This window comes from Proteus faecis (assembly GCF_003144395.1).
Lineage (GTDB): Bacteria > Pseudomonadota > Gammaproteobacteria > Enterobacterales > Enterobacteriaceae > Proteus > Proteus faecis.
This window is the reverse complement of sequence record NZ_PENZ01000051.1, coordinates 160407-180697: the sequence shown is the minus strand read 5'-3', so window position 1 is coordinate 180697 and position 20291 is coordinate 160407. Positions and strand designations below refer to the sequence as shown.

The window sequence follows — 20291 nt, the reverse complement described above, 5'->3', positions numbered from 1 at the left end:
CGTTAAAAACAGAGGGGATTTATGGACAATATTTATCAGATCGATAATCTCGATCGTGACATACTTCACGCATTAATGGCGAATGCGAGAACACCTTACGCTGAATTAGCCAAAAAATTTGAAGTTAGCCCTGGCACAATTCATGTTCGAGTAGAAAAAATGAAGCAGGCAGGAATTATTACAGGAACTCGTGTTGATATTAGTGAAAAGCAACTCGGTTTTGATGTCTGCTGCTTTATTGGCATTATTCTTAAGAGTGCAAAAGACTATCACACAGCATTAGATAAATTAGGAAAGTTAGATGAAGTTGTAGAGGTGTACTACACAACAGGACAATACAGTATTTTTACAAAAGTTATGTGTAAAAGTATAGAAGCTTTACAAGACGTACTTATCAACAAAATCCAGACAATTGATGAAATTCAGTCAACAGAAACCCTGATCTCACTGCAAAACCCGATAATAAGGACGATCAAGCCATAAGAAGAAATTCTTATTTTTTTTTATAACCACATTATCCACAGGTAGATCCCAAGTGATTCACAGCGTACAATAGCGCGTCTTAAACATAAGGAGATCATTAATGAAAAAAGTCACTCTTATTAGTGGCAGCACCATGGGTAGTGCTGAATATGTCGCAGAACACCTTGCAGAGATCTTATCTGATGAAGGATTTGAGACAGATCTGCACCATGGGCCTTCTCTTAATGATCTTCCAAATGAAGGGATCTGGCTGGTGGTCACATCAACACATGGTGCAGGTGATCTTCCTGACAACCTACAACCTTTTGCTAATGAAATATCAGCAGACTCAGTTGATCTTAGTAATGTCACCTTTGGTGCGATCGGTATAGGAAGTAGTGAATATGACACTTTCTGTGGCGCGATTAGAACATTAGATCAAAAATTGGTGGAAAAAGGGGCTACTCGTCTCGGTGATCGACTCGAAATTGATATTCAAAAGTACGACATTCCAGAAGATCCAGCTGAAGAATGGATAGCTTCTTGGAAAAATTTACTTTAATTTGCACAAAAAAACAGCAAACGAATGTGGATAACTATGCTTAAAAGCAGGGGTTAACCCGTAGTTATCCATTGTATAAGGCTATATCAAGAAATGACCTGTGTATAAGTCATCATTTTGATCCCAGCTTATCAGCAGATAGATCACGGATCATTCACAGTATATGATCCTTTACACTTTTATGATCTTTAAATAGAAAATCCACTTATCCACAGAGGATCGCTTCCTTAATAAAAGATCTAATAAAGAGATCTTTAAATAAAAAGATCTTTAAATAATTACCTGCGGATCTGCTCGCTTGTATCTGTCAAAAAGTTGAGTAGAATTCGTTTTCCCAATGCAACACATTCAGCATTCGTAACATTTAAGGTTCACACATGTTTTATCCAGAACACTTTGACGTCATTGTCATCGGTGGTGGTCACGCCGGTACAGAAGCCGCTATGGCTGCAGCTCGTATGGGGCGTCAAACCCTATTACTGACCCACAATATTGATACTTTGGGCCAAATGTCTTGTAACCCAGCTATTGGTGGGATTGGTAAAGGGCATCTGGTAAAAGAGATCGATGCCATGGGTGGATTAATGGCAACTGCAATTGACCATGCAGGGATCCAATTTAGAACCCTTAACGCAAGTAAGGGGCCAGCTGTAAGAGCAACAAGAGCACAAGCCGACCGTGTTCTTTATCGCCAAGCAGTTCGTACAACTCTAGAAAATCAACCTAATTTAATGATCTTCCAACAACCAGTTGAAGATCTCATTGTTGAGAACGACCAAGTAACAGGAGCTGTTACTCGCATGGGCTTAAAATTCCGTGCTAAATCTGTTGTTCTAACGGTAGGGACTTTCCTTGATGGAAAAATCCATATTGGTTTAGAAAACTACAGTGGTGGTCGTGCGGGTGATCCGCCATCAGTATCGTTATCACACAGATTACGCGAATTACCTCTACGTGTAGGTCGTTTAAAAACAGGTACACCACCTCGTATTGATGCAAGAACGATTGATTTTAGCCAATTAGCCGTTCAGTTAGGTGATACTCCAATGCCTGTTTTCTCGTTTTTAGGTAATGTGGATCAGCATCCTGAACAAATGCCTTGCCATATCACGTATACTAACGAAAAAACGCACGAAGTTATTCGTAATAACCTCGATCGTAGCCCAATGTATGCTGGTGTCATCGAAGGAATAGGCCCTCGTTATTGCCCATCTATTGAAGATAAAGTGATGAGATTTGCAGATCGTAATTCACATCAGATCTTTTTAGAGCCAGAAGGTTTAACAAGTAACGAAATTTACCCAAATGGTATTTCAACAAGCTTACCTTTTGATGTTCAAATGCAAATCGTAAATTCCATGAAAGGCATGGAAAATGCGAAGATCATTAGACCTGGTTACGCTATTGAATATGACTTCTTCGATCCTAGAGATCTAAAACAAACGCTAGAAAGCAAATTTATCAATGGGTTATTCTTTGCTGGACAAATAAACGGTACAACGGGTTATGAAGAAGCGGCTGCGCAAGGTATGCTTGCAGGGCTTAATGCTGCTCGTTATGCCTTTGATCAAGAAGGTTGGTTCCCTCGTCGTGATCAAGCATACATTGGAGTCTTAGTTGACGATCTTTGTACTCTTGGTACAAAAGAACCCTACCGCATGTTTACTTCTCGTGCTGAGTATCGCTTGATGTTACGTGAAGATAATGCTGATTTACGTCTAACAGAAATTGGTCGTAAATTAGGCATGGTTGACGATACTCGCTGGGCAGAATTTAGTGAAAAAGTTGAGCTTGTTGAAAAAGAGCGCCAGCGTTTAAGAAATATTTGGGTTCATCCTCAAGCTGATAATCTTTCAGAAATCAATGAATTGCTAAAAACACCATTATCCAAAGAAGCTAATGGTGAAGATTTATTACGTCGTCCTGAAATGACTTACAACATACTAAAAAATATCACTCGTTTCGCGCCTGGTATTGATGATTCAAAACCACAAGCAGCTGAACAAGTTGAGATCCAAGTTAAGTACGAAGGTTATATTAATCGCCAGCAAGATGAGATTGAAAAACAACTGCGCAATGAAAACGCAGCGTTACCGATTGATCTGGACTATAAACTAGTTAGCGGATTATCTAACGAAGTTATTGCGAAACTAAACGATCACAAACCTACCTCGATCGGACAAGCATCTCGGATCTCAGGTGTCACACCAGCAGCGATTTCCATTTTATTAGTTTGGTTGAAAAAACAAGGTCTATTACGCAGGAGCGCATCATGAGTGACTTACTTAATCGGCTAAAAAAGCTGGCTAAGCAAGCCAATATAGAGCTTACAGATATTCAAGCTGAAAAACTCACGGGTTATGTCGCTATGCTTGATAAATGGAATAAAGCTTACAACCTCACATCAGTGAGAGATCCACAGCAAATGCTTATTCGTCATATTTTAGATAGTATTGTTGTGAGCCAATATCTTGAAGGTGAAAAATTTATTGATGTGGGAACTGGGCCTGGATTGCCTGGTATTCCTCTGGCAATAATGCGTCCCGATCACCACTTTGTTTTATTAGATAGCTTAGGTAAACGCGTTCGCTTTATGAAGCAAGTTCAGCACGAACTAGGACTTAATAATATCGAGCCTGTTCAATACCGTGTTGAAGAATACCAAACAGAGCAACCTTTTGATGGTGTTATCAGTCGAGCATTTGCCTCTATGAAAGATATGCTTTCTTGGTGCTCTCATTTAGTGACAGAAAAACACGGTCGTTTTTATGCATTGAAAGGACAAATTCACCAAGAAGAGTTAGATGAACTTGTTGATAATGGATTAAAAATGCCTGAAAAAGTGATTAGTTTATCCATACCTGAATTGAATGAGCAAAGACACTTGGTGATTATTTAATCAAATCTTGGGTGTCTCATTGATCATTTTTTCATTTTTTGTGCTCTGGCGATAATATTTACAATGTTATCGCCATTTGTTTTATGGGGGTTATGAGAAATACTTATATTTACTTTATTAAAACAATAAATTAACAAATTATTATCTTTTTCTTTAATTCTCTTTGTAACCTTAGTTTTTCTCTTTTTATTTTCAAAATAAATTACTAATTCTGTGCATTATAAAAATATTGAATTTATTTAATTCAAATACAGTTAATTCTTTTTCAATTGCCACTAATTTGTTCATAAAAGGGCATTTATTTGTTAACTCTGTTATATAATTTATGAAATTAATTTTATTTTTGCTTTTATATTTGTGATATCTATCACGCTATTTGTTTTTTTCAGTACTATTATTTTTACTCTTTTTGTTCTTAATCATTTTTCATAAATGGAACCTTGGTAATAAATTTAAATTAATCTTCACTTTTTCGCTACTTATTGATTGAATTCATTGCCACGCCCCGTATAATTTGCTCGTTTTTGTCACTTGACACTTTATAGCAAAGACAGTTTGATACATCATTCAGTAATACCTTTTACGATAGCTAGGTCTGGAGAATACAAACGTCATGTCTGTCTCCCTCTACAACGGGAAAGTTGCACTGAAACTGTTATTTTTGCAGTTTATGACTTTTGTTATTCTCAGTGCGAGTTTCTTTTTAAAGAGTACAGACTGGAGTTTTTCGGCTTTTTTAGGCGGGTTGGCATGTTGGTTACCCAATATTGCTTTTCTTTTGTTAATGCGCTTACAAAAAGTCAATGAAGAAAAAGCTCCAGTTCGCATAAACTGGCTTTTTGCTTTCAGTGAAGGGTTGAAGGTTATATTATCAATAACCTTGCTGATTGTTGCTTTAGGAGTGTTTAAAGCGGCATTTGCACCACTGGTCATGACCTACTTAGCGGTGCTTGTTATGCAGGTCGTTGCACCAGCCGTCATTAACGGTTAGCGTTTTTAACAACAAAAGGGTAATTGGCATCATGTCTGCATCAGGAGAAGCATTAACCACTAGAGACTACATAGGTCACCACCTGAATAACCTTCAGTTGGACCTGCGTACTTTCGAGTTGGTCAATCCCCATGCTGAAAATGCGCCATCATTCTGGGTGTTAAATATTGACTCACTTTTCTTTTCAGTACTGATGGGAGCTCTATTCCTATGGCTGTTTAGAAAAGTAGCAGTAAGAGCAACCAGTGGCGTACCGGGAAAATTCCAGACTGCAGTAGAAATGATCATCGGTTTCGTTGATAGCAGCGTCCGTGATATGTATCACGGAAAGAGCAAGGTCATTGCACCTTTGGCATTGACTGTGTTCGTTTGGGTGCTGTTAATGAATGCCCTGGATTTATTACCAATCGACTTCATCCCTTATATCGGTGAACACATCTTAGGGTTACCTGCGTTACGCATCGTTCCGACTGCGGACGTGAGTATTACTCTATCGATGGCAATTGGTGTATTTATCCTGATCCTTTTCTATAGCATTAAGATGAAAGGCATAAAAGGGTTTACAAAAGAGCTGACTTTACAGCCTTTTAATCACCCAATTTTTATTCCTATCAACTTAATCTTGGAAGGGGTAAGCCTGCTATCAAAACCTGTTTCCCTCGGTCTTCGACTGTTTGGTAACATGTATGCAGGTGAACTGATCTTTATTCTTATTGCTGGTCTGTTACCGTGGTGGTCACAGTGGTTATTAAGCCTTCCTTGGGCAATATTCCACATATTGATTATTACGTTACAAGCATTTATTTTCATGGTTCTAACGATTGTTTATCTGTCGATGGCATCTGAAGAACATTAATTATTAACTCTTTGAAGAAATAACTGAAACAAACTGGAGACTGTCATGGAAAACCTGAGTATGGATCTGCTGTACATGGCTGCCGCTATTATGATGGGTTTAGCTGCAATCGGTGCTGCAATCGGTATCGGAATCCTCGGAGGCAAATTTTTAGAAGGTGCTGCTCGTCAGCCTGATCTGATCCCTCTTCTGCGTACACAGTTCTTTATCGTTATGGGTCTGGTTGACGCCATCCCAATGATTGCTGTGGGTCTGGGCCTTTACGTGATGTTTGCTGTTGCCTAATGATGGTAATGAGCAGTAAAAGCATCAAGTTAGTTAATAACCAAGAAAGAGGTATTGTGCTGTGAATTTAAATGCAACAATCCTCGGCCAGGCCGTCGCATTTGTCCTGTTTGTTTTGTTCTGTATGAAATTCGTATGGCCACCAATTATGGCGGCCATTGAAAAACGTCAAAAAGAAATTGCTGACGGTTTATCATCTGCAGAACGTGCTAAAAAGGACTTAGATTTAGCGAAAGCCGATGCAGGCGATCAGCTAGCGAAAGCAAAAGCAGAAGCTCAAGCAATCATTGAATCAGCGAATAAACAACGCGCACAAATGATTGAAGATGCTAAAGCAGAAGCAGAGCAAGAACGTAGTAAGATCGTTGCACAAGCTCAATCCGAATTGGATGCAGAGCGTAAACGTGCTCGTGAAGAACTTCGTAAACAAGTCGCAATGCTGGCTATCGCAGGTGCCGAGAAAATTATTGAACGTTCCGTGGATGAAGCTGCTAATAGCGACATCGTTGATAAACTGGTCGCTGAACTGTAAGGAGGGAGGGGCATGTCTGAAATAGCAACGGTAGCTCGCCCCTACGCCAAAGCAGCTTTTGACTTTGCTGTGGAAAACCAGGCTGTCGATAAATGGCAGGTTATGCTGGCGTTCACCGCTGAAGTAGCACGCAATGAGCAGGTAACCGAATTACTTTCTGGTTCTTTAGCATCAGAAAAACTGGCTGACATCTTTGTTGACCTTTGTGGTGAACAATTAGATGGTCATGCTCAGAATTTAATTCGTGTTATGGCTGATAATGGCCGTTTATCAACGTTGCCTGAAGTATTGAGCCAATTTATTCAATTGCGCGCAGTACTCGAGTCAACGGTTGACGTTGAAGTAACTTCTGCCATTGAGCTAACTAAACAGCAGCTAGCTAACATTTCTGCAGCGATGGAAAAACGTCTATCACGCAAAGTGAAGCTGAATTGCAAAATTGATAAGTCTGTTATCGCAGGCATGATTATACGCGCCGGTGACCTCGTCATCGATGGCAGTATTCGTGGCCGTTTAGAGCGATTAACAGACGTCTTGCAGTCTTAAGGGGACTGGAGCATATGCAACTGAATTCCACTGAAATCAGCGAACTGATCAAGCAGCGCATTGCTCAGTTCAATGTAGTGAGTGAAGCTCACAATGAAGGTACGATTGTATCCGTTAGTGACGGTATCATTCGTATCCACGGTTTAGCCGAAGTTATGCAGGGTGAGATGATCGCACTGCCAGGTAACCGTTTCGCTATCGCACTGAACTTAGAGCGCGACTCTGTTGGTGCGGTTGTGATGGGTCCTTATGCTGACTTAGCAGAAGGCATGAAAGTTAAATGTACAGGTCGTATTCTGGAAGTACCTGTTGGGCGTGGTCTGCTTGGCCGAGTGGTAAATACACTAGGTGAGCCGATTGATGGTAAAGGTGCCGTAGAGCATGATGGATTCTCACCTGTTGAGATGATTGCTCCTGGTGTTATCGACCGTCAATCAGTTGATCAGCCTGTACAAACAGGTTACAAATCCGTCGATGCCATGATCCCAATTGGTCGTGGTCAGCGTGAATTGATCATCGGTGACCGTCAAACAGGTAAAACTGCTCTTGCTGTCGATGCGATCATCAACCAACGCGACTCTGGCATTAAATGTATCTATGTCGCTATTGGTCAGAAAGCCTCTACTATTTCGAACGTTGTTCGTAAATTAGAGGAACATGGCGCGTTAGAAAACACCATTGTTGTTGTTGCTTCTGCATCAGAATCTGCTGCGTTGCAATACCTCGCTCCTTATTCTGGTTGCGCAATGGGTGAATACTTCCGTGACCGTGGTGAAGATGCTCTGATTATTTATGATGACCTGTCTAAACAGGCTGTCGCATACCGTCAAATTTCACTGTTACTTCGTCGTCCACCTGGACGTGAAGCATACCCTGGTGATGTTTTCTATCTGCACTCCCGTTTACTGGAGCGTGCTGCTCGTGTTAATGCTGAGTATGTAGAAGCTTTCACTAATGGTGAAGTTAAAGGTAAAACCGGCTCTCTGACTGCGTTACCAATTATCGAAACGCAAGCAGGGGACGTTTCTGCATTCGTTCCTACGAACGTAATCTCTATTACCGATGGTCAGATCTTCTTAGAATCTAACCTGTTTAACGCAGGTATCCGTCCAGCTGTTAACCCAGGGATCTCCGTATCTCGTGTTGGTGGTGCAGCTCAGACTAAGATTATGAAGAAACTTTCTGGTGGTATCCGTACTGCACTTGCGCAGTATCGTGAGCTGGCAGCATTCTCACAGTTCGCTTCAGATCTGGACGATGCTACCCGTAAACAGCTGAACCACGGTCAGAAAGTGACTGAATTGCTGAAACAGAAACAGTACGAACCTATGTCTGTCGCACAACAGTCTTTATCACTGTTTGCTGCAGAACGTGGTTATCTGGAAGATGTTGAAATTTCAAAAGTTGTGCCATTTGAAGCGGCTTTATTAGCTTATGCCTCTCGTGAACATGCTGATTTATTGAAAGAAATCAACCAGACTGGTACTTATAACGAAGAAATCGAAGCGAAGCTGAAAGGCGTGCTAGAAAACTTCAAAGCGACTCAGTCCTGGTAATAACTATTCGGCCTAATAGTTAAACATTAGGCCGTCTGGTTCATGAGGAGAAGCAGAAATGGCCGGCGCAAAAGAGATACGTTCGAAGATCGCCAGTGTGCAAAACACACAGAAGATCACTAAAGCGATGGAGATGGTCGCCGCGTCGAAAATGCGTAAAACGCAGGAACGCATGGCAGCCAGCCGTCCTTATGCAGAAACCATGCGCAGTGTGATTGGTCACCTTGCGTTAGGGAATCTGGAATACAAACATCCATACCTCGAAGAGCGTGAAGTTAAACGTGTCGGGTACCTGGTTGTTTCGACCGACCGTGGTTTGTGTGGTGGTTTGAACATTAACTTGTTCAAAAAACTGCTGGCAGACATGAAAGAGTGGTCTGAAAAAGGTGTGCAGGTAGATTTAGCTCTAATCGGTTCTAAAGCCGCGTCATTCTTTGGCTCAGTAGGCGGGAATGTTGTTGGTCAAGTAACGGGTATGGGTGATGATCCAAAACTGTCAGACCTTATCGGTCCAGTTAATATCATGTTGCAGGCTTATGACGAAGGTCGTTTAGATAAACTGTATGTGGTGGCAAATAAGTTCATCAATACCATGGCTCAAGAGCCTAAAATTCTTCAGGTTTTACCATTACCACCAGGTGATGATGAAGAGCTGAAAGAAAAATCTTGGGATTATCTGTACGAACCTGATCCTAAGGCGTTACTGGATACTTTGCTGCGTCGTTATATCGAATCGCAAGTTTACCAGAGCGTCGTAGAGAACTTAGCGAGTGAGCAGGCCGCCCGAATGGTTGCGATGAAAGCCGCTACAGATAACGGTGGTAACCTGATTAAAGAATTGCAATTGGTGTACAACAAAGCACGCCAAGCAAGTATTACTCAGGAACTTACAGAAATTGTGTCTGGTGCAGCCGCGGTATAACAGCTAGGTTTACGAATTACGTAGAGGATTCAAGATGGCTACTGGAAAGATTGTCCAGGTAATCGGCGCCGTAGTGGACGCCGAGTTCCCTCAGGATAGCGTCCCTAAAGTATACGACGCTCTTGAGGTTATGAATGGTAAAGAAAAACTGGTGCTGGAAGTTCAGCAACAGTTAGGCGGTGGTATCGTTCGTTGTATCGCAATGGGTACATCTGACGGTTTAAGCCGTGGTTTAAAAGTTGAAAACTTAGGCCACCCAATTGAAGTACCAGTAGGTAAAGCAACACTGGGACGTATCATGAACGTTCTGGGTACACCTATCGATATGAAAGGTGATATTGCAACTGAAGAACGTTGGTCTATCCACCGTGAAGCGCCAACCTACGAAGAGTTATCAAACTCACAAGAACTGCTTGAAACCGGTATCAAAGTAATGGACTTAATCTGTCCGTTTGCTAAAGGTGGTAAAGTAGGTCTGTTCGGTGGTGCGGGTGTTGGTAAAACAGTTAACATGATGGAATTGATCCGTAATATCGCGATCGAGCACTCAGGTTACTCTGTATTTGCTGGTGTTGGTGAGCGTACTCGTGAGGGTAACGACTTCTATCATGAAATGACGGATTCTAACGTTCTTGACAAAGTATCGTTAGTTTATGGTCAGATGAATGAGCCACCAGGAAACCGTCTGCGTGTCGCATTGACGGGTCTGACTATGGCTGAAAAATTCCGTGATGAAGGCCGTGACGTACTGTTATTCGTCGATAACATTTATCGTTACACCTTAGCCGGTACTGAAGTATCAGCACTGTTAGGTCGTATGCCATCAGCAGTAGGTTACCAACCAACATTGGCTGAAGAGATGGGTGTTCTGCAAGAACGTATCACTTCAACCAAAACAGGTTCTATCACTTCTGTACAGGCCGTATACGTACCTGCGGATGACTTAACTGACCCATCACCAGCAACAACGTTTGCTCACTTAGATGCGACAGTTGTACTGAGTCGTCAAATTGCTTCACTAGGTATCTACCCTGCGGTTGACCCACTGGATTCAACCAGTCGTCAGTTAGACCCACTGGTAGTTGGCCAAGAGCACTATGATGTGGCTCGTGGTGTTCAGTCTATCCTGCAACGTTATCAGGAACTGAAAGACATCATCGCTATCTTAGGTATGGATGAACTGTCAGAAGAAGATAAACTGGTTGTTGCGCGTGCGCGTAAGATCCAGCGCTTCCTATCTCAGCCATTCTTCGTTGCTGAAGTATTTACCGGTTCACCAGGTAAGTTCGTTTCCCTGAAAGACACTATCCGTGGCTTTAAAGGTATTCTGAACGGTGATTATGACCACCTGCCAGAGCAGGCGTTCTACATGGTTGGTACTATCGAAGAAGCAGTAGAAAAAGCTAAGAAGCTTTAATACGGCTGACGGGAGGTTGATATGGCCGATACATCGTTCCACCTGAAAGTTGTCAGCGCTGAAAAGCAGTTATATGACGGCGAAGTCAAACGAATTCAGGTAACTGGTAGCGAAGGTGAGCTCGGTATTTATCCGCAGCATACCCCGTTATTAACTGCCATAAAACCGGGCATGGTACGTGTCGTAAAAACATCGGGCGAAGAAGAGGTTATCTACCTTTCAGGTGGTATTCTCGAAGTTCAGCCGACGGGCGTCATTGTACTGGCAGATACAGCTATCCGCGGGCGTGATTTGGATGAAGCGAAAGCGTTGGAATCTAAGCGTAAAGCTGAAGAACACATTCAATCCTCTCATGGTGATGTTGATTATGCTCAAGCATCAGCAGAACTCGCTAAAGCGATTGCAAAACTACGTGTAATCGAATTGACTCGACGTTGATGTAAATAGGCAGTCTATGAATAAAAAAGCCAGTTGGTTCTTCGCTAACTGGCTTTTTTGCGTCATGAAATATTTTGTGTGACGAAATATGTAGTATTATTTGGCATAAACAGGTTTACTTGCCATTCTTTACGGGAGTTATCAGGTTAATTATGTCTAATTCAGCTAAAAGCGTTGTTATTCTTGCTGCGGGAAAAGGCACCCGCATGTATTCACAGTTACCTAAAGTTCTTCATAAACTTGCGGGTAAATCCATGGTTCAACATGTGATTGATACCGCCAAGTCATTAGGCGCTCAACAAACACACCTTGTTTATGGACATGGTGGTGAACTCATGAAAGAAAAATTAGGTTCACAACCTGTTAATTGGGTACTACAAGCAGAGCAACTAGGAACAGGTCATGCAATGCAACAAGCTGCGCCTTTCTTTGCTGATGATGAAGATATCCTGATGCTTTATGGTGATGTTCCACTTATCACTAAAGAAACGTTAGAACGTTTAATTGAAGTCAAACCAGAAGGTGGCATTGGCTTATTAACGGTTATTTTAGATAACCCAACTGGTTATGGCCGTATTGTTCGTGAAAATGGCGAAGTGACTGGCATTATCGAACAAAAAGATGCTTCTGAAGAACAACTCAAAATTACTGAAATCAACACGGGTATTTTAGTCGCAAACGGTGGTGATTTAAAACGTTGGTTAAGTAAGCTCGATAATAACAATGCACAAAAAGAGTATTACATTACTGACATTATCGCGTTAGCGTATAAAGAAGGTCGTAAAATTGAAACGGCTCATCCTCGTCGTCATAGCGAAATGGAAGGCGTGAATAACCGTTTGCAACTGGCTGCATTAGAACGTATTTACCAAACAGAGCAAGCTGAACGCTTATTATTAGAAGGTGTTATGTTGCTTGATCCTGCGCGTTTTGATTTACGTGGCACATTAACTCACGGTAAAGATGTCGTGATTGATACTAACGTTATTATTGAAGGTGATGTGACTTTAGGAAATAACGTTGAAATTGGTACGGGATGTGTCCTGAAAAATTGTGTAATTGGTGATAATTCTACTATTAGCCCATATACGGTGATCGAGGATGCAAACTTAGCACAAGAGTGTACTGTAGGACCTTTTGCACGCCTTCGTCCGGGTAGTGAGTTGGCGGATAAAGCTCACGTGGGTAACTTTGTTGAGATGAAAAAAGCAAGCTTAGGTGTTGGCTCTAAAGCCGGTCATCTGACTTACTTAGGCGATACTGAAGTCGGTGCTAACGTTAATATTGGTGCAGGTACTATTACTTGTAACTATGATGGTGCGAATAAATTCAAAACAGTTATTGGTGATGATGTCTTTATTGGTTCAGATACCCAATTAGTGGCACCTGTTACTGTTGCTAATGGTGCAACAATTGGCGCAGGAACAACACTCACTAAGAACGTGAATGAAAACGAATTAGTGATTAGCCGAGTTAAGCAAACTCATATCAGTGGATGGAAACGTCCAGTGAAGAAAAAACAATAATTTTAAGAAAAGGGCGTATATTTAATTAGCGCCCTTTTCTTGTACGCTATTATTCTAAAAACAAAAATATCCCCGCTTTCTACAATGGCTTGGGGAAAAAATAATCAGGTATAAGACATCCAAGTGCGAATAAACGCACAGTTTTAGGAATAACACAATGTGTGGAATAGTAGGTGCAGTTGCACAACGCGATATCGCTGAAATCTTAATAGAAGGCTTACGTCGTTTAGAATACCGCGGTTATGATTCTGCGGGTTTAGCGGTTGTGGATAATGACTGTAAAATGACACGTCTGCGTGAAGCTGGCAAAGTACAAATGCTGGCTGAAGAGGCAGAAAAAACACAAGTGATTGGTGGTACAGGTATTGCTCATACTCGTTGGGCAACACATGGTGAACCTTGTGAAGATAATGCGCATCCTCATGTATCAGGTACGATTGCGGTTGTACATAATGGCATTATCGAAAATTACCAAGAACTGAAAGCAGAATTAATTAAAAAAGGGTATCAGTTTGCTTCTCAAACTGATACTGAAGTGATTGCTCACCTTGTTAATTGGGAACAGCGTCAGGGTGGTACATTACGTGAAGTTGTACAACGCGTTATTCCTCAATTACGTGGTGCTTACGGCACTGTTATTATGGATAGCCGTACGCCTGAGTTATTAATCGCTGCTCGCTCTGGCAGTCCGCTGGTGGTCGGTCTTGGCGTTGGTGAAAACTTCCTTGCTTCTGACCAATTAGCTCTATTACCCGTTACTCGTCGTTTTATCTACCTTGAAGAAGGGGATATTGTTGAAATTACTCGTCGCCATGTTCATATTTTTGATGTGAATGGCAATGAAGTTAATCGTGATACGATTGAATCTAACGTTCAATATGATGCGGGTGATAAAGGCGTTTATCGTCACTACATGCAAAAAGAGATCTATGAACAGCCTCTTGCAATTAAAAATACGCTAGAAGGTCGTTTAAAAGCAGAAGGTATCGATCTTAGCGAATTAGGCCCTAAAGCTGAAGAGATCTTATCTAAAGTTGAGCATATTCAAATTGTAGCTTGTGGGACATCTTATAACGCAGGTATGGTTTCTCGTTATTGGTTTGAATCGTTAGCGGGTATTCCTTGTGATGTCGAAATTGCATCAGAATATCGCTATCGTAAACCTGCAACTCGCCGCAATAGCTTATTGATCACATTATCTCAATCAGGTGAAACAGCGGATACATTAGCGGCTCTGCGTTTATCTAAAGAGTTAGGTTATTTATCTTCTTTAGCTATTTGTAACGTAGCTGGCTCTTCTTTGGTGCGTGAGTCTGAATTTGTTTTAATGACTAAAGCTGGTGCTGAAATTGGTGTTGCATCAACCAAAGCATTTACAACACAGTTAACTGTTCTATTAATGCTGGTGGCATATATGGGGCGTATTAAAGGTGTTGCAACACTAGAGCACGATGTTTCTACGGCATTACACGCATTACCAAGTCGTATTGAAAGCATGTTATCGAAAGATAAAGTGATTGAAGCGTTAGCTGAAGACTTCTCAGAAAAAAGCCATGCTTTATTCTTAGGTCGTGGCGATCAATACCCGATTGCGGTAGAAGGTGCATTAAAGCTAAAAGAGATCTCTTATATTCATGCTGAAGCTTATGCTGCTGGTGAATTAAAACATGGCCCGTTAGCATTAATTGATGCAGATATGCCTGTTATTATCATTGCGCCGAACAACGAGTTATTAGAGAAATTAAAATCTAATATCGAAGAAGTGCGTGCGCGTGGTGGTTTACTGTATGTGTTTGCAGATCAAGATGCGGGTTTTGAAGAAAATGAAACAATGAAGCTGATTTCTCTGCCTCACGTTGAAGAGCTTATTGCGCCGATTTTCTACACCGTACCATTACAGCTGTTGTCTTATCATGTTGCTCTAATTAAAGGCACAGACGTAGACCAACCACGTAACTTGGCAAAATCAGTTACAGTTGAATAAATGATACGTTAATAGTCTTTAGTTGATAAAACCCAGTTAGAGATATCCGCTAACTGGGTTTTTTTATGGTTATTAAAATAACATTACAGTAAACAAAATGAAGTAAGGAAATAACTAGTTGTAAGATTTAAATAGGGATTGATTGCCTGATTTATCAAAAGCGATAACTTGGTAAGATTCTTTGTAATCACCTGCATACATACCTAAGCTACCCGCCGGCATTCCTGCAACTGCAATACCTGATTTAGATTTATCCATTAAGTCGATATTTTTTAAACTATCGACAGGGATGTGTCCTACTAAATCTTTACCTTGATAAGTCGCAAAGTGGCAACTTAATAAATTATTTGGTACACCTGCTTGTTGATATTTTTTCATTAATTGTGTTTCTGAAACGATATTCACTTTAACGTTAAAACCGGCTTCTTTTACACCATCAGCCCATAAAGTACAGCATCCGCAACTTTCTGTTTTATAAACCTCAACAACATTATGATTAGAAGCATAAGCTGTGCTTGTAAAAACAGAGATTGCAATGATAGAAGGCAGTAATAATTTTTTCATTGTTCATTCCTTTCATTAAGTTGATAGACGAAACAATAATCTTTCCCCCTACTGGAAGGTCAATTTAATTAAGGTATAAACGCGTAGAGTTTTGTAAAAAAATATTTATAAAAAACAAAGATATAAATAATACTTTGTGTATCTTTTTTGATGTTTTTTTAGTTGATATAAAAAGAAAAAATAAAAAGCTAATATATTGAAATATATTAGCTTTTATAATAATCAGGCTATTTTATTTAAAGATAAATTATTTGATAATGGTAATTTGTTTTACGTCGATCTCTACGCTTGTCCACTCTTTATCAACTTTACCTTCAATTCTGACGGTATTATCTGGGGTTACTGTTTGTCCGCGCCATCTTTTATTGTCAATATCTACATTGATACCACCGGTGCTATCTTCAAAAACGTATAGCTCATTACCAATTTTTTTGGTGATTTTGCCTGTTAAGATAACCCAAGTATCATCAGAAAGATCTTTTGCTTTTGCGACAGTGGTTTCACTAATTGAAGGACCTTTAAATCCCCCTTGGTCAGCACTTGATTGGATAGTACCTTGAGGAGAAACAAAACCACCATTATTATGAGATGTTGTATTGGCTTGAGATGCAAAAGCCAACGTACTACCAATTAATAATACAAGAATTTTTTTCATATCAAGCTCGCTTTTGGTTTAAAATATAACTAATTATAGTACTTATTTTGTTTCAATTTTACATATAAAACAGTATGTAAAGGTAAACTTAAGTATTAATATATCAAATAATTGATATTAAAGTTTGAAAACTAGATTTATATTTTATAGTGTTGTTTTTTTCAACACAAGCATCTATCACTAAAGACTTCTTTTCTTTAAGTTAAATCCTCTAGTTATTTCCCCTTGGGATCAGTGTAGACCGTTATTCAAAAATATACTCTGCAAGATCATTGTTTTTAGATGTATTACCTCTTATCATCCAGCGCCTTCAAATTTTTTTTAATTTTCCCCTGTTATTTTTAGAGGTTTTATGACTAACGAACGCATTGCCAATCCGGGTCCATTAGGTTTAATGGGTTTTGGTATGACAACGATTTTGTTGAATATACATAATGCTGGTTTTTTCCCAGTAGTCTCCGTCATTATGAGTATGGGAATTTTTTATGGTGGGATAGCTCAAGTTATTGCTGGGATTTTTGAATTCAAAAAAGGCAATACTTTTGGGGCTACTGCATTTACCTCTTATGGCTTCTTTTGGGTAACATTAGTAGGAATTTGGTTATTACCCGTAATGGGGTTAAGTGAGCCAACAACCCCTCTATTTTTAGGGGTATTTTTAGCGCTATGGGGAATATTTACCTTTTTCATGTTTATTGGCACGTTAAAAGCCAATAGAGCACTCCAGTTTGTCTTTTTAAGTCTGACAATTTTATTTGCTTTGCTGGCAATCGGAAATATCACCGGTAATGCTCTGATTTTAAAAATTGCAGGTTTTGAAGGTATTATTTGTGGTGCTAGTGCTTTTTATCTGGCAATGGCTGAAGTATTAAATGAGATGTATGGCAGAACAATACTGCCAATTGGTCACAAGTAACTGTTTTATAAAGAAGTGGCTATTTAGCCACTTCTACTACTTGGCTTTTACGGCGTATTAATTTTCTTGCACACCATGCATAAAGTAACCCTGCAACGACACCTGAAATATGTGATTCTGTTGATACACCTAATTGCCCTGGGATTAAGCCATAGGCCATTGATCCATAATAGAATAAAACAAAGAGGGCAATGACAATATCGATAATTTTGTGGCGAGTAAAAGCGTGTGCAATAAGTAAAGACCATAATCCAAAAATCCATCCACTTGCACCAACGTGAATAGCATTTCTACCAAAAATCCAAACTAATAAACCACTTACGATAATAATAAATATGCTGGATAACACATATTCTCGTAGAGATTGTGTCATAGATAAAAAGCTAAGAATAAGAAATGGGAGTAGATTACTAAATAGATGAGACCAAGATCCGTGAATGAAAGGTGCGATAAAAATACCAATTAAACCTTCACCCGTTCTTGGAATAATCCCCCATTGAAGAAGAGATATGGAAAATAGTGAGTTAATAAGTTGAAGTAAGACTAATATGATAGTTAACCCGCCAAGAAAGGTGAGTCTTTTTTTAAACCAAACTTTATCCATAACGGTAGCCTTAATAATGTGATGACGTTGATAAAACGCTATAAATAGAAGAGTCTTTAATAAAAGAAGAAAGACTCTTTGTTATTTATCAATCTAATAAATTAAGGCAAGCAGCTCCACGAGCGCCACCTGCATCACCATGACGAGCTTTTTCTATTAATGGAATTTGTGCATTTCCGTAAACACAGTGTGAGAGATATTCAGGTAATAGCTCATACAGTGCGTTAAATTGTGATAATCCACCACCAATAACAATTAAATGAGGGTCAAGTACCGTAAGAATATTGCTAAGGTAAATCGCAAGTACTTTCATATAGCGATCAACATGCTCTTGGGTCTTTTTATCGCCCGCATAATATTGCTCAACAATATCAACCGCTCTTTGTGGTGCATCATTAAAGGCTTTATACATACGTTCAAAACCACGGCCTGATAAATAGGTTTCAAAACATGCTTTTTTACCACAACCACAAATAATTTTTGGCATCGTTTCGCCGATCACGTTATCTGCATCCACATTCAGATTCATATGACCGATTTCACCAGCAATCCCATTCTTGCCTGACAAGACTTTACCATCAATAACAAAACCACCACCTACGCCAGTTCCTAATATAAGACCTAGTACAGAAGGGTGATGACGAAACTCAGGATCCCAAGCTTCCGATAAGGCAAAACAGTTAGCATCATTTTCAACTTTAACAGGTCTATTGAGTATATGTGCGAGATCGTGGATCATTGGCTTGTATTTAGCTGCTGGAACATTAGTAGTAAATACTGTTCCTTCTTTAGCATTCACAATACCAGGAACACCAACTCCTACTTTTCCTTTATAACCTATTTCATTGTCAGCTTCTAAAGTCAGTTCTTTAAAGACATTCAATAATGCTTGATAGTCATTTTTAGGTGTTGGAACACGCTTTTGCCATACTTGAGTGAGATCTTTATCAAAAACGGCAAGCTCAATTTTTGTGCCGCCCATATCAAAACCATAATACATATCAGTCTCTTAATTATTCTGTAAATATTATTTATAGCAACGACAAAGTTGTCGTTACGTGGTCATTTCTATTTCAGTCAATACTTAAGTTATCTCTACTGCTTATATACACTAGGTTAAAGAAGAACAGTGATTGGTGACAGTTGAGTTTTCTTTATCTATTGATTACTACCTTCAATCAAAATACTACGTACTTTCATTAGAGCAAAGCCTAATAAATTTAACCCATTCCAAAGAAGGGGATTGTGAATTTCGTTGTCTTGCTCACTTAAACCGACGCCCCATATTTTATCAACAGGGCTTGCTTCAACAAGCACACGATTGCCTGTTGAAATCAGAAAGTTACCGAGCTCTTTATTTTGGGAAAATTTAGCGATATTGGCACGAATAACAATATCCATACGGTGTTGCTCCCAAATGTCTTGGTCAAATCCTTTTACTTCTCTGCCTAATGCTTTTGCTGAGCCCGGATTAGATGCAGTAATAATGCGATTTCTAACTTCTATATCATTAAATAGCTTCGCTTTTTCAGCCATCATATAGTGTTCAGCACTGGCATAACGCACATCATCTAATATAAAAGGTGCTGGATACCATTGGCTAAAGCAACTTTTTGCGATGTCATTACCTTTACTTTGGTGTCCCCAAAAGTAGATGTACTTTATTTTCTTTCCTGCACGAAATTCTTTTCTTAATTGTGCTAAATCCATCTTTTTTCCCGTTATGTTGAATACTCCTAATTCACATAATAAAGATAGCATAGAAGTAAAGAAGGATAGAGTGCCTTTTTGCGATTCTGTGAGTAGGTGAAGCGATTCCGCTATTTTTAATTTATTCTTATTAAATTCATCTTTATTTGATTATTTTTTGCTAAATAATAAAAAAAATATAACTTAGATTACTGAGATTATTCTTAAAAAAATCGAGATAAAGTGTTTCTTTATTTATATAATCACACAAAAAGATAATCTTAAAACGATATCTCTTAATTAGTATAAATGTGTAGTTAATTAAGTATTTTTAATATAAAAAATTACAATTATTGGTATTTATACTAGTTATTGGTATTTATAACTACTATTGTTGTTAATTTATAGTTTATTCAATATGTTATATCTTTTTGGTGTGCTACTTTTCATTATTTCATTTATTATTTGAACCAAATCACGCTTATGAGTTTGTTAAGCTAAATTAACAATATCATTTTATAAATAAAATATTACTTAAGTTAATTATTCTAAAATACTGGTTATTCTTAGCGGTATTTACTATAAGAGAGTAATAAAACCAATCATAGATTGATAATCTAGTTTTGTATTTTCTTGTCATGTTTTTTTCTAAAACTTAATCAACTCTGATGTATTTTATTTTTTCTCATTAAAATAAAACGATCGTAATATGATAAAAAACAATAAAAACACTTTTTAGGTGTAAAAAAAGAATCTGTTTTGATAATGATCAATATGAATAAATAATCTTTTTTGTTTTTAATTATCATTTTTTTAGTCTTTTTTTGAGTGGGAAAAAGAAAGGGAATTAAAATTGATCTTGATAGGTTCTTTGATTTTTAGAAGAA

Annotated in this window: 21 protein-coding genes; 16 read left to right on the top strand and 5 right to left on the bottom strand. The window is 39.0% G+C overall.

Going from position 1 to position 20291, the window contains the following annotated elements; genetic code table 11:
* Nucleotides 1-21: 21 nt before the first annotated feature.
* The 15 genes from asnC to glmS all read left to right on the top strand — a co-directional run bounded on the left by asnC (nucleotide 22) and on the right by glmS (nucleotide 14976).
* Nucleotides 22-483: a transcriptional regulator AsnC gene (gene asnC, locus DK858_RS17950; protein WP_109398566.1), complete on the top strand. Its 462-nt coding sequence runs from the start codon at nucleotides 22-24 to the stop codon at nucleotides 481-483.
* 100 nt (nucleotides 484-583) lie between these two features.
* Nucleotides 584-1024, top strand: coding sequence for an FMN-binding protein MioC (gene mioC / locus DK858_RS17945; RefSeq protein WP_109398565.1), 441 nt, complete (start codon nucleotides 584-586; stop codon nucleotides 1022-1024).
* Between the two features lie 377 nt (nucleotides 1025-1401).
* Nucleotides 1402-3300 (top strand): tRNA uridine-5-carboxymethylaminomethyl(34) synthesis enzyme MnmG, encoded by a 1899-nt coding sequence (gene mnmG / locus DK858_RS17940; RefSeq protein ID WP_109398564.1) that lies wholly within the window; start codon nucleotides 1402-1404, stop codon nucleotides 3298-3300.
* Nucleotides 3297-3923 carry a 16S rRNA (guanine(527)-N(7))-methyltransferase RsmG gene (gene rsmG, locus DK858_RS17935; protein WP_109398563.1) on the top strand — a complete coding sequence of 209 codons (627 nt, stop codon included), beginning with the start codon at nucleotides 3297-3299 and terminating at the stop codon, nucleotides 3921-3923. The genes mnmG and rsmG overlap by 4 nt, the downstream gene beginning before the upstream one ends.
* Before the next feature lie 613 nt (nucleotides 3924-4536).
* Nucleotides 4537-4914, top strand: coding sequence for a F0F1 ATP synthase subunit I (gene atpI / locus DK858_RS17930; RefSeq protein WP_109398562.1), 378 nt, complete (start codon nucleotides 4537-4539; stop codon nucleotides 4912-4914).
* A 31-nt stretch (nucleotides 4915-4945) separates the two neighbouring features.
* The gene (atpB, locus tag DK858_RS17925; RefSeq protein WP_023583322.1) at nucleotides 4946-5770 is read left to right on the top strand and encodes a F0F1 ATP synthase subunit A; all 825 of its coding nucleotides are present in this window, start codon (nucleotides 4946-4948) and stop codon (nucleotides 5768-5770) included.
* A gap of 45 nt (nucleotides 5771-5815) precedes the next feature.
* Nucleotides 5816-6055: a F0F1 ATP synthase subunit C gene (atpE, locus tag DK858_RS17920; protein ID WP_004246596.1), complete on the top strand. Its 240-nt coding sequence runs from the start codon at nucleotides 5816-5818 to the stop codon at nucleotides 6053-6055.
* A gap of 61 nt (nucleotides 6056-6116) precedes the next feature.
* Nucleotides 6117-6587 (top strand): F0F1 ATP synthase subunit B, encoded by a 471-nt coding sequence (atpF, locus tag DK858_RS17915; RefSeq protein WP_109398561.1) that lies wholly within the window; start codon nucleotides 6117-6119, stop codon nucleotides 6585-6587.
* 12 nt (nucleotides 6588-6599) lie between these two features.
* Nucleotides 6600-7133, top strand: a complete 534-nt coding sequence (atpH, locus tag DK858_RS17910) for a F0F1 ATP synthase subunit delta (protein WP_006534344.1) — start codon at nucleotides 6600-6602, stop codon at nucleotides 7131-7133.
* A 14-nt stretch (nucleotides 7134-7147) separates the two neighbouring features.
* Complete coding sequence (gene atpA / locus DK858_RS17905) at nucleotides 7148-8689, top strand: F0F1 ATP synthase subunit alpha (RefSeq protein WP_006534343.1); 1542 nt, start codon at nucleotides 7148-7150, stop codon at nucleotides 8687-8689.
* Between the two features lie 58 nt (nucleotides 8690-8747).
* On the top strand, nucleotides 8748-9611 hold the full coding sequence (atpG, locus tag DK858_RS17900; protein ID WP_006534342.1) for a F0F1 ATP synthase subunit gamma: 864 nt from the start codon (nucleotides 8748-8750) through the stop codon (nucleotides 9609-9611).
* A gap of 34 nt (nucleotides 9612-9645) precedes the next feature.
* Nucleotides 9646-11028, top strand: a complete 1383-nt coding sequence (gene atpD, locus DK858_RS17895) for a F0F1 ATP synthase subunit beta (RefSeq protein ID WP_023583323.1) — start codon at nucleotides 9646-9648, stop codon at nucleotides 11026-11028.
* A 21-nt stretch (nucleotides 11029-11049) separates the two neighbouring features.
* Nucleotides 11050-11466 (top strand): F0F1 ATP synthase subunit epsilon, encoded by a 417-nt coding sequence (locus DK858_RS17890; RefSeq protein ID WP_006534340.1) that lies wholly within the window; start codon nucleotides 11050-11052, stop codon nucleotides 11464-11466.
* A gap of 152 nt (nucleotides 11467-11618) precedes the next feature.
* Nucleotides 11619-12992: a bifunctional UDP-N-acetylglucosamine diphosphorylase/glucosamine-1-phosphate N-acetyltransferase GlmU gene (glmU, locus tag DK858_RS17885; protein WP_109398560.1), complete on the top strand. Its 1374-nt coding sequence runs from the start codon at nucleotides 11619-11621 to the stop codon at nucleotides 12990-12992.
* A 157-nt stretch (nucleotides 12993-13149) separates the two neighbouring features.
* Nucleotides 13150-14976 carry a glutamine--fructose-6-phosphate transaminase (isomerizing) gene (gene glmS / locus DK858_RS17880; RefSeq protein ID WP_109398559.1) on the top strand — a complete coding sequence of 609 codons (1827 nt, stop codon included), beginning with the start codon at nucleotides 13150-13152 and terminating at the stop codon, nucleotides 14974-14976.
* Nucleotides 14977-15090: 114 nt separating this feature from the next.
* On the opposite strand, the gene DK858_RS17875 is transcribed toward glmS, so the two are convergent.
* Both DK858_RS17875 and DK858_RS17870 read right to left on the bottom strand, forming a co-directional pair.
* Nucleotides 15091-15540 carry a DUF411 domain-containing protein gene (locus tag DK858_RS17875; protein ID WP_109398558.1) on the bottom strand — a complete coding sequence of 150 codons (450 nt, stop codon included), beginning with the start codon at nucleotides 15538-15540 and terminating at the stop codon, nucleotides 15091-15093.
* Between the two features lie 247 nt (nucleotides 15541-15787).
* On the bottom strand, nucleotides 15788-16195 hold the full coding sequence (locus DK858_RS17870; RefSeq protein ID WP_109398557.1) for a YgiW/YdeI family stress tolerance OB fold protein: 408 nt from the start codon (nucleotides 16193-16195) through the stop codon (nucleotides 15788-15790).
* Between the two features lie 352 nt (nucleotides 16196-16547).
* Here DK858_RS17870 and satP point away from each other — a divergent pair, with 352 nt between their 5' ends.
* Nucleotides 16548-17111, top strand: coding sequence for an acetate uptake transporter (gene satP / locus DK858_RS17865; RefSeq protein WP_072065220.1), 564 nt, complete (start codon nucleotides 16548-16550; stop codon nucleotides 17109-17111).
* A 19-nt stretch (nucleotides 17112-17130) separates the two neighbouring features.
* Here the strand turns inward: satP and DK858_RS17860 are convergent, their stop codons facing one another.
* The 3 genes from DK858_RS17860 to DK858_RS17850 all read right to left on the bottom strand — a co-directional run bounded on the left by DK858_RS17860 (nucleotide 17131) and on the right by DK858_RS17850 (nucleotide 19425).
* Nucleotides 17131-17715 carry a rhomboid family intramembrane serine protease gene (locus DK858_RS17860; RefSeq protein ID WP_109398556.1) on the bottom strand — a complete coding sequence of 195 codons (585 nt, stop codon included), beginning with the start codon at nucleotides 17713-17715 and terminating at the stop codon, nucleotides 17131-17133.
* A gap of 88 nt (nucleotides 17716-17803) precedes the next feature.
* Nucleotides 17804-18715: an N-acetylglucosamine kinase gene (gene nagK / locus DK858_RS17855; RefSeq protein ID WP_109398555.1), complete on the bottom strand. Its 912-nt coding sequence runs from the start codon at nucleotides 18713-18715 to the stop codon at nucleotides 17804-17806.
* Nucleotides 18716-18873: 158 nt separating this feature from the next.
* A complete protein-coding gene (locus DK858_RS17850) occupies nucleotides 18874-19425 on the bottom strand; it encodes an NADAR family protein (RefSeq protein ID WP_109398554.1) in 552 nt (183 codons plus the stop codon).
* Between the last annotated feature and the right edge of the window lie 866 nt (nucleotides 19426-20291).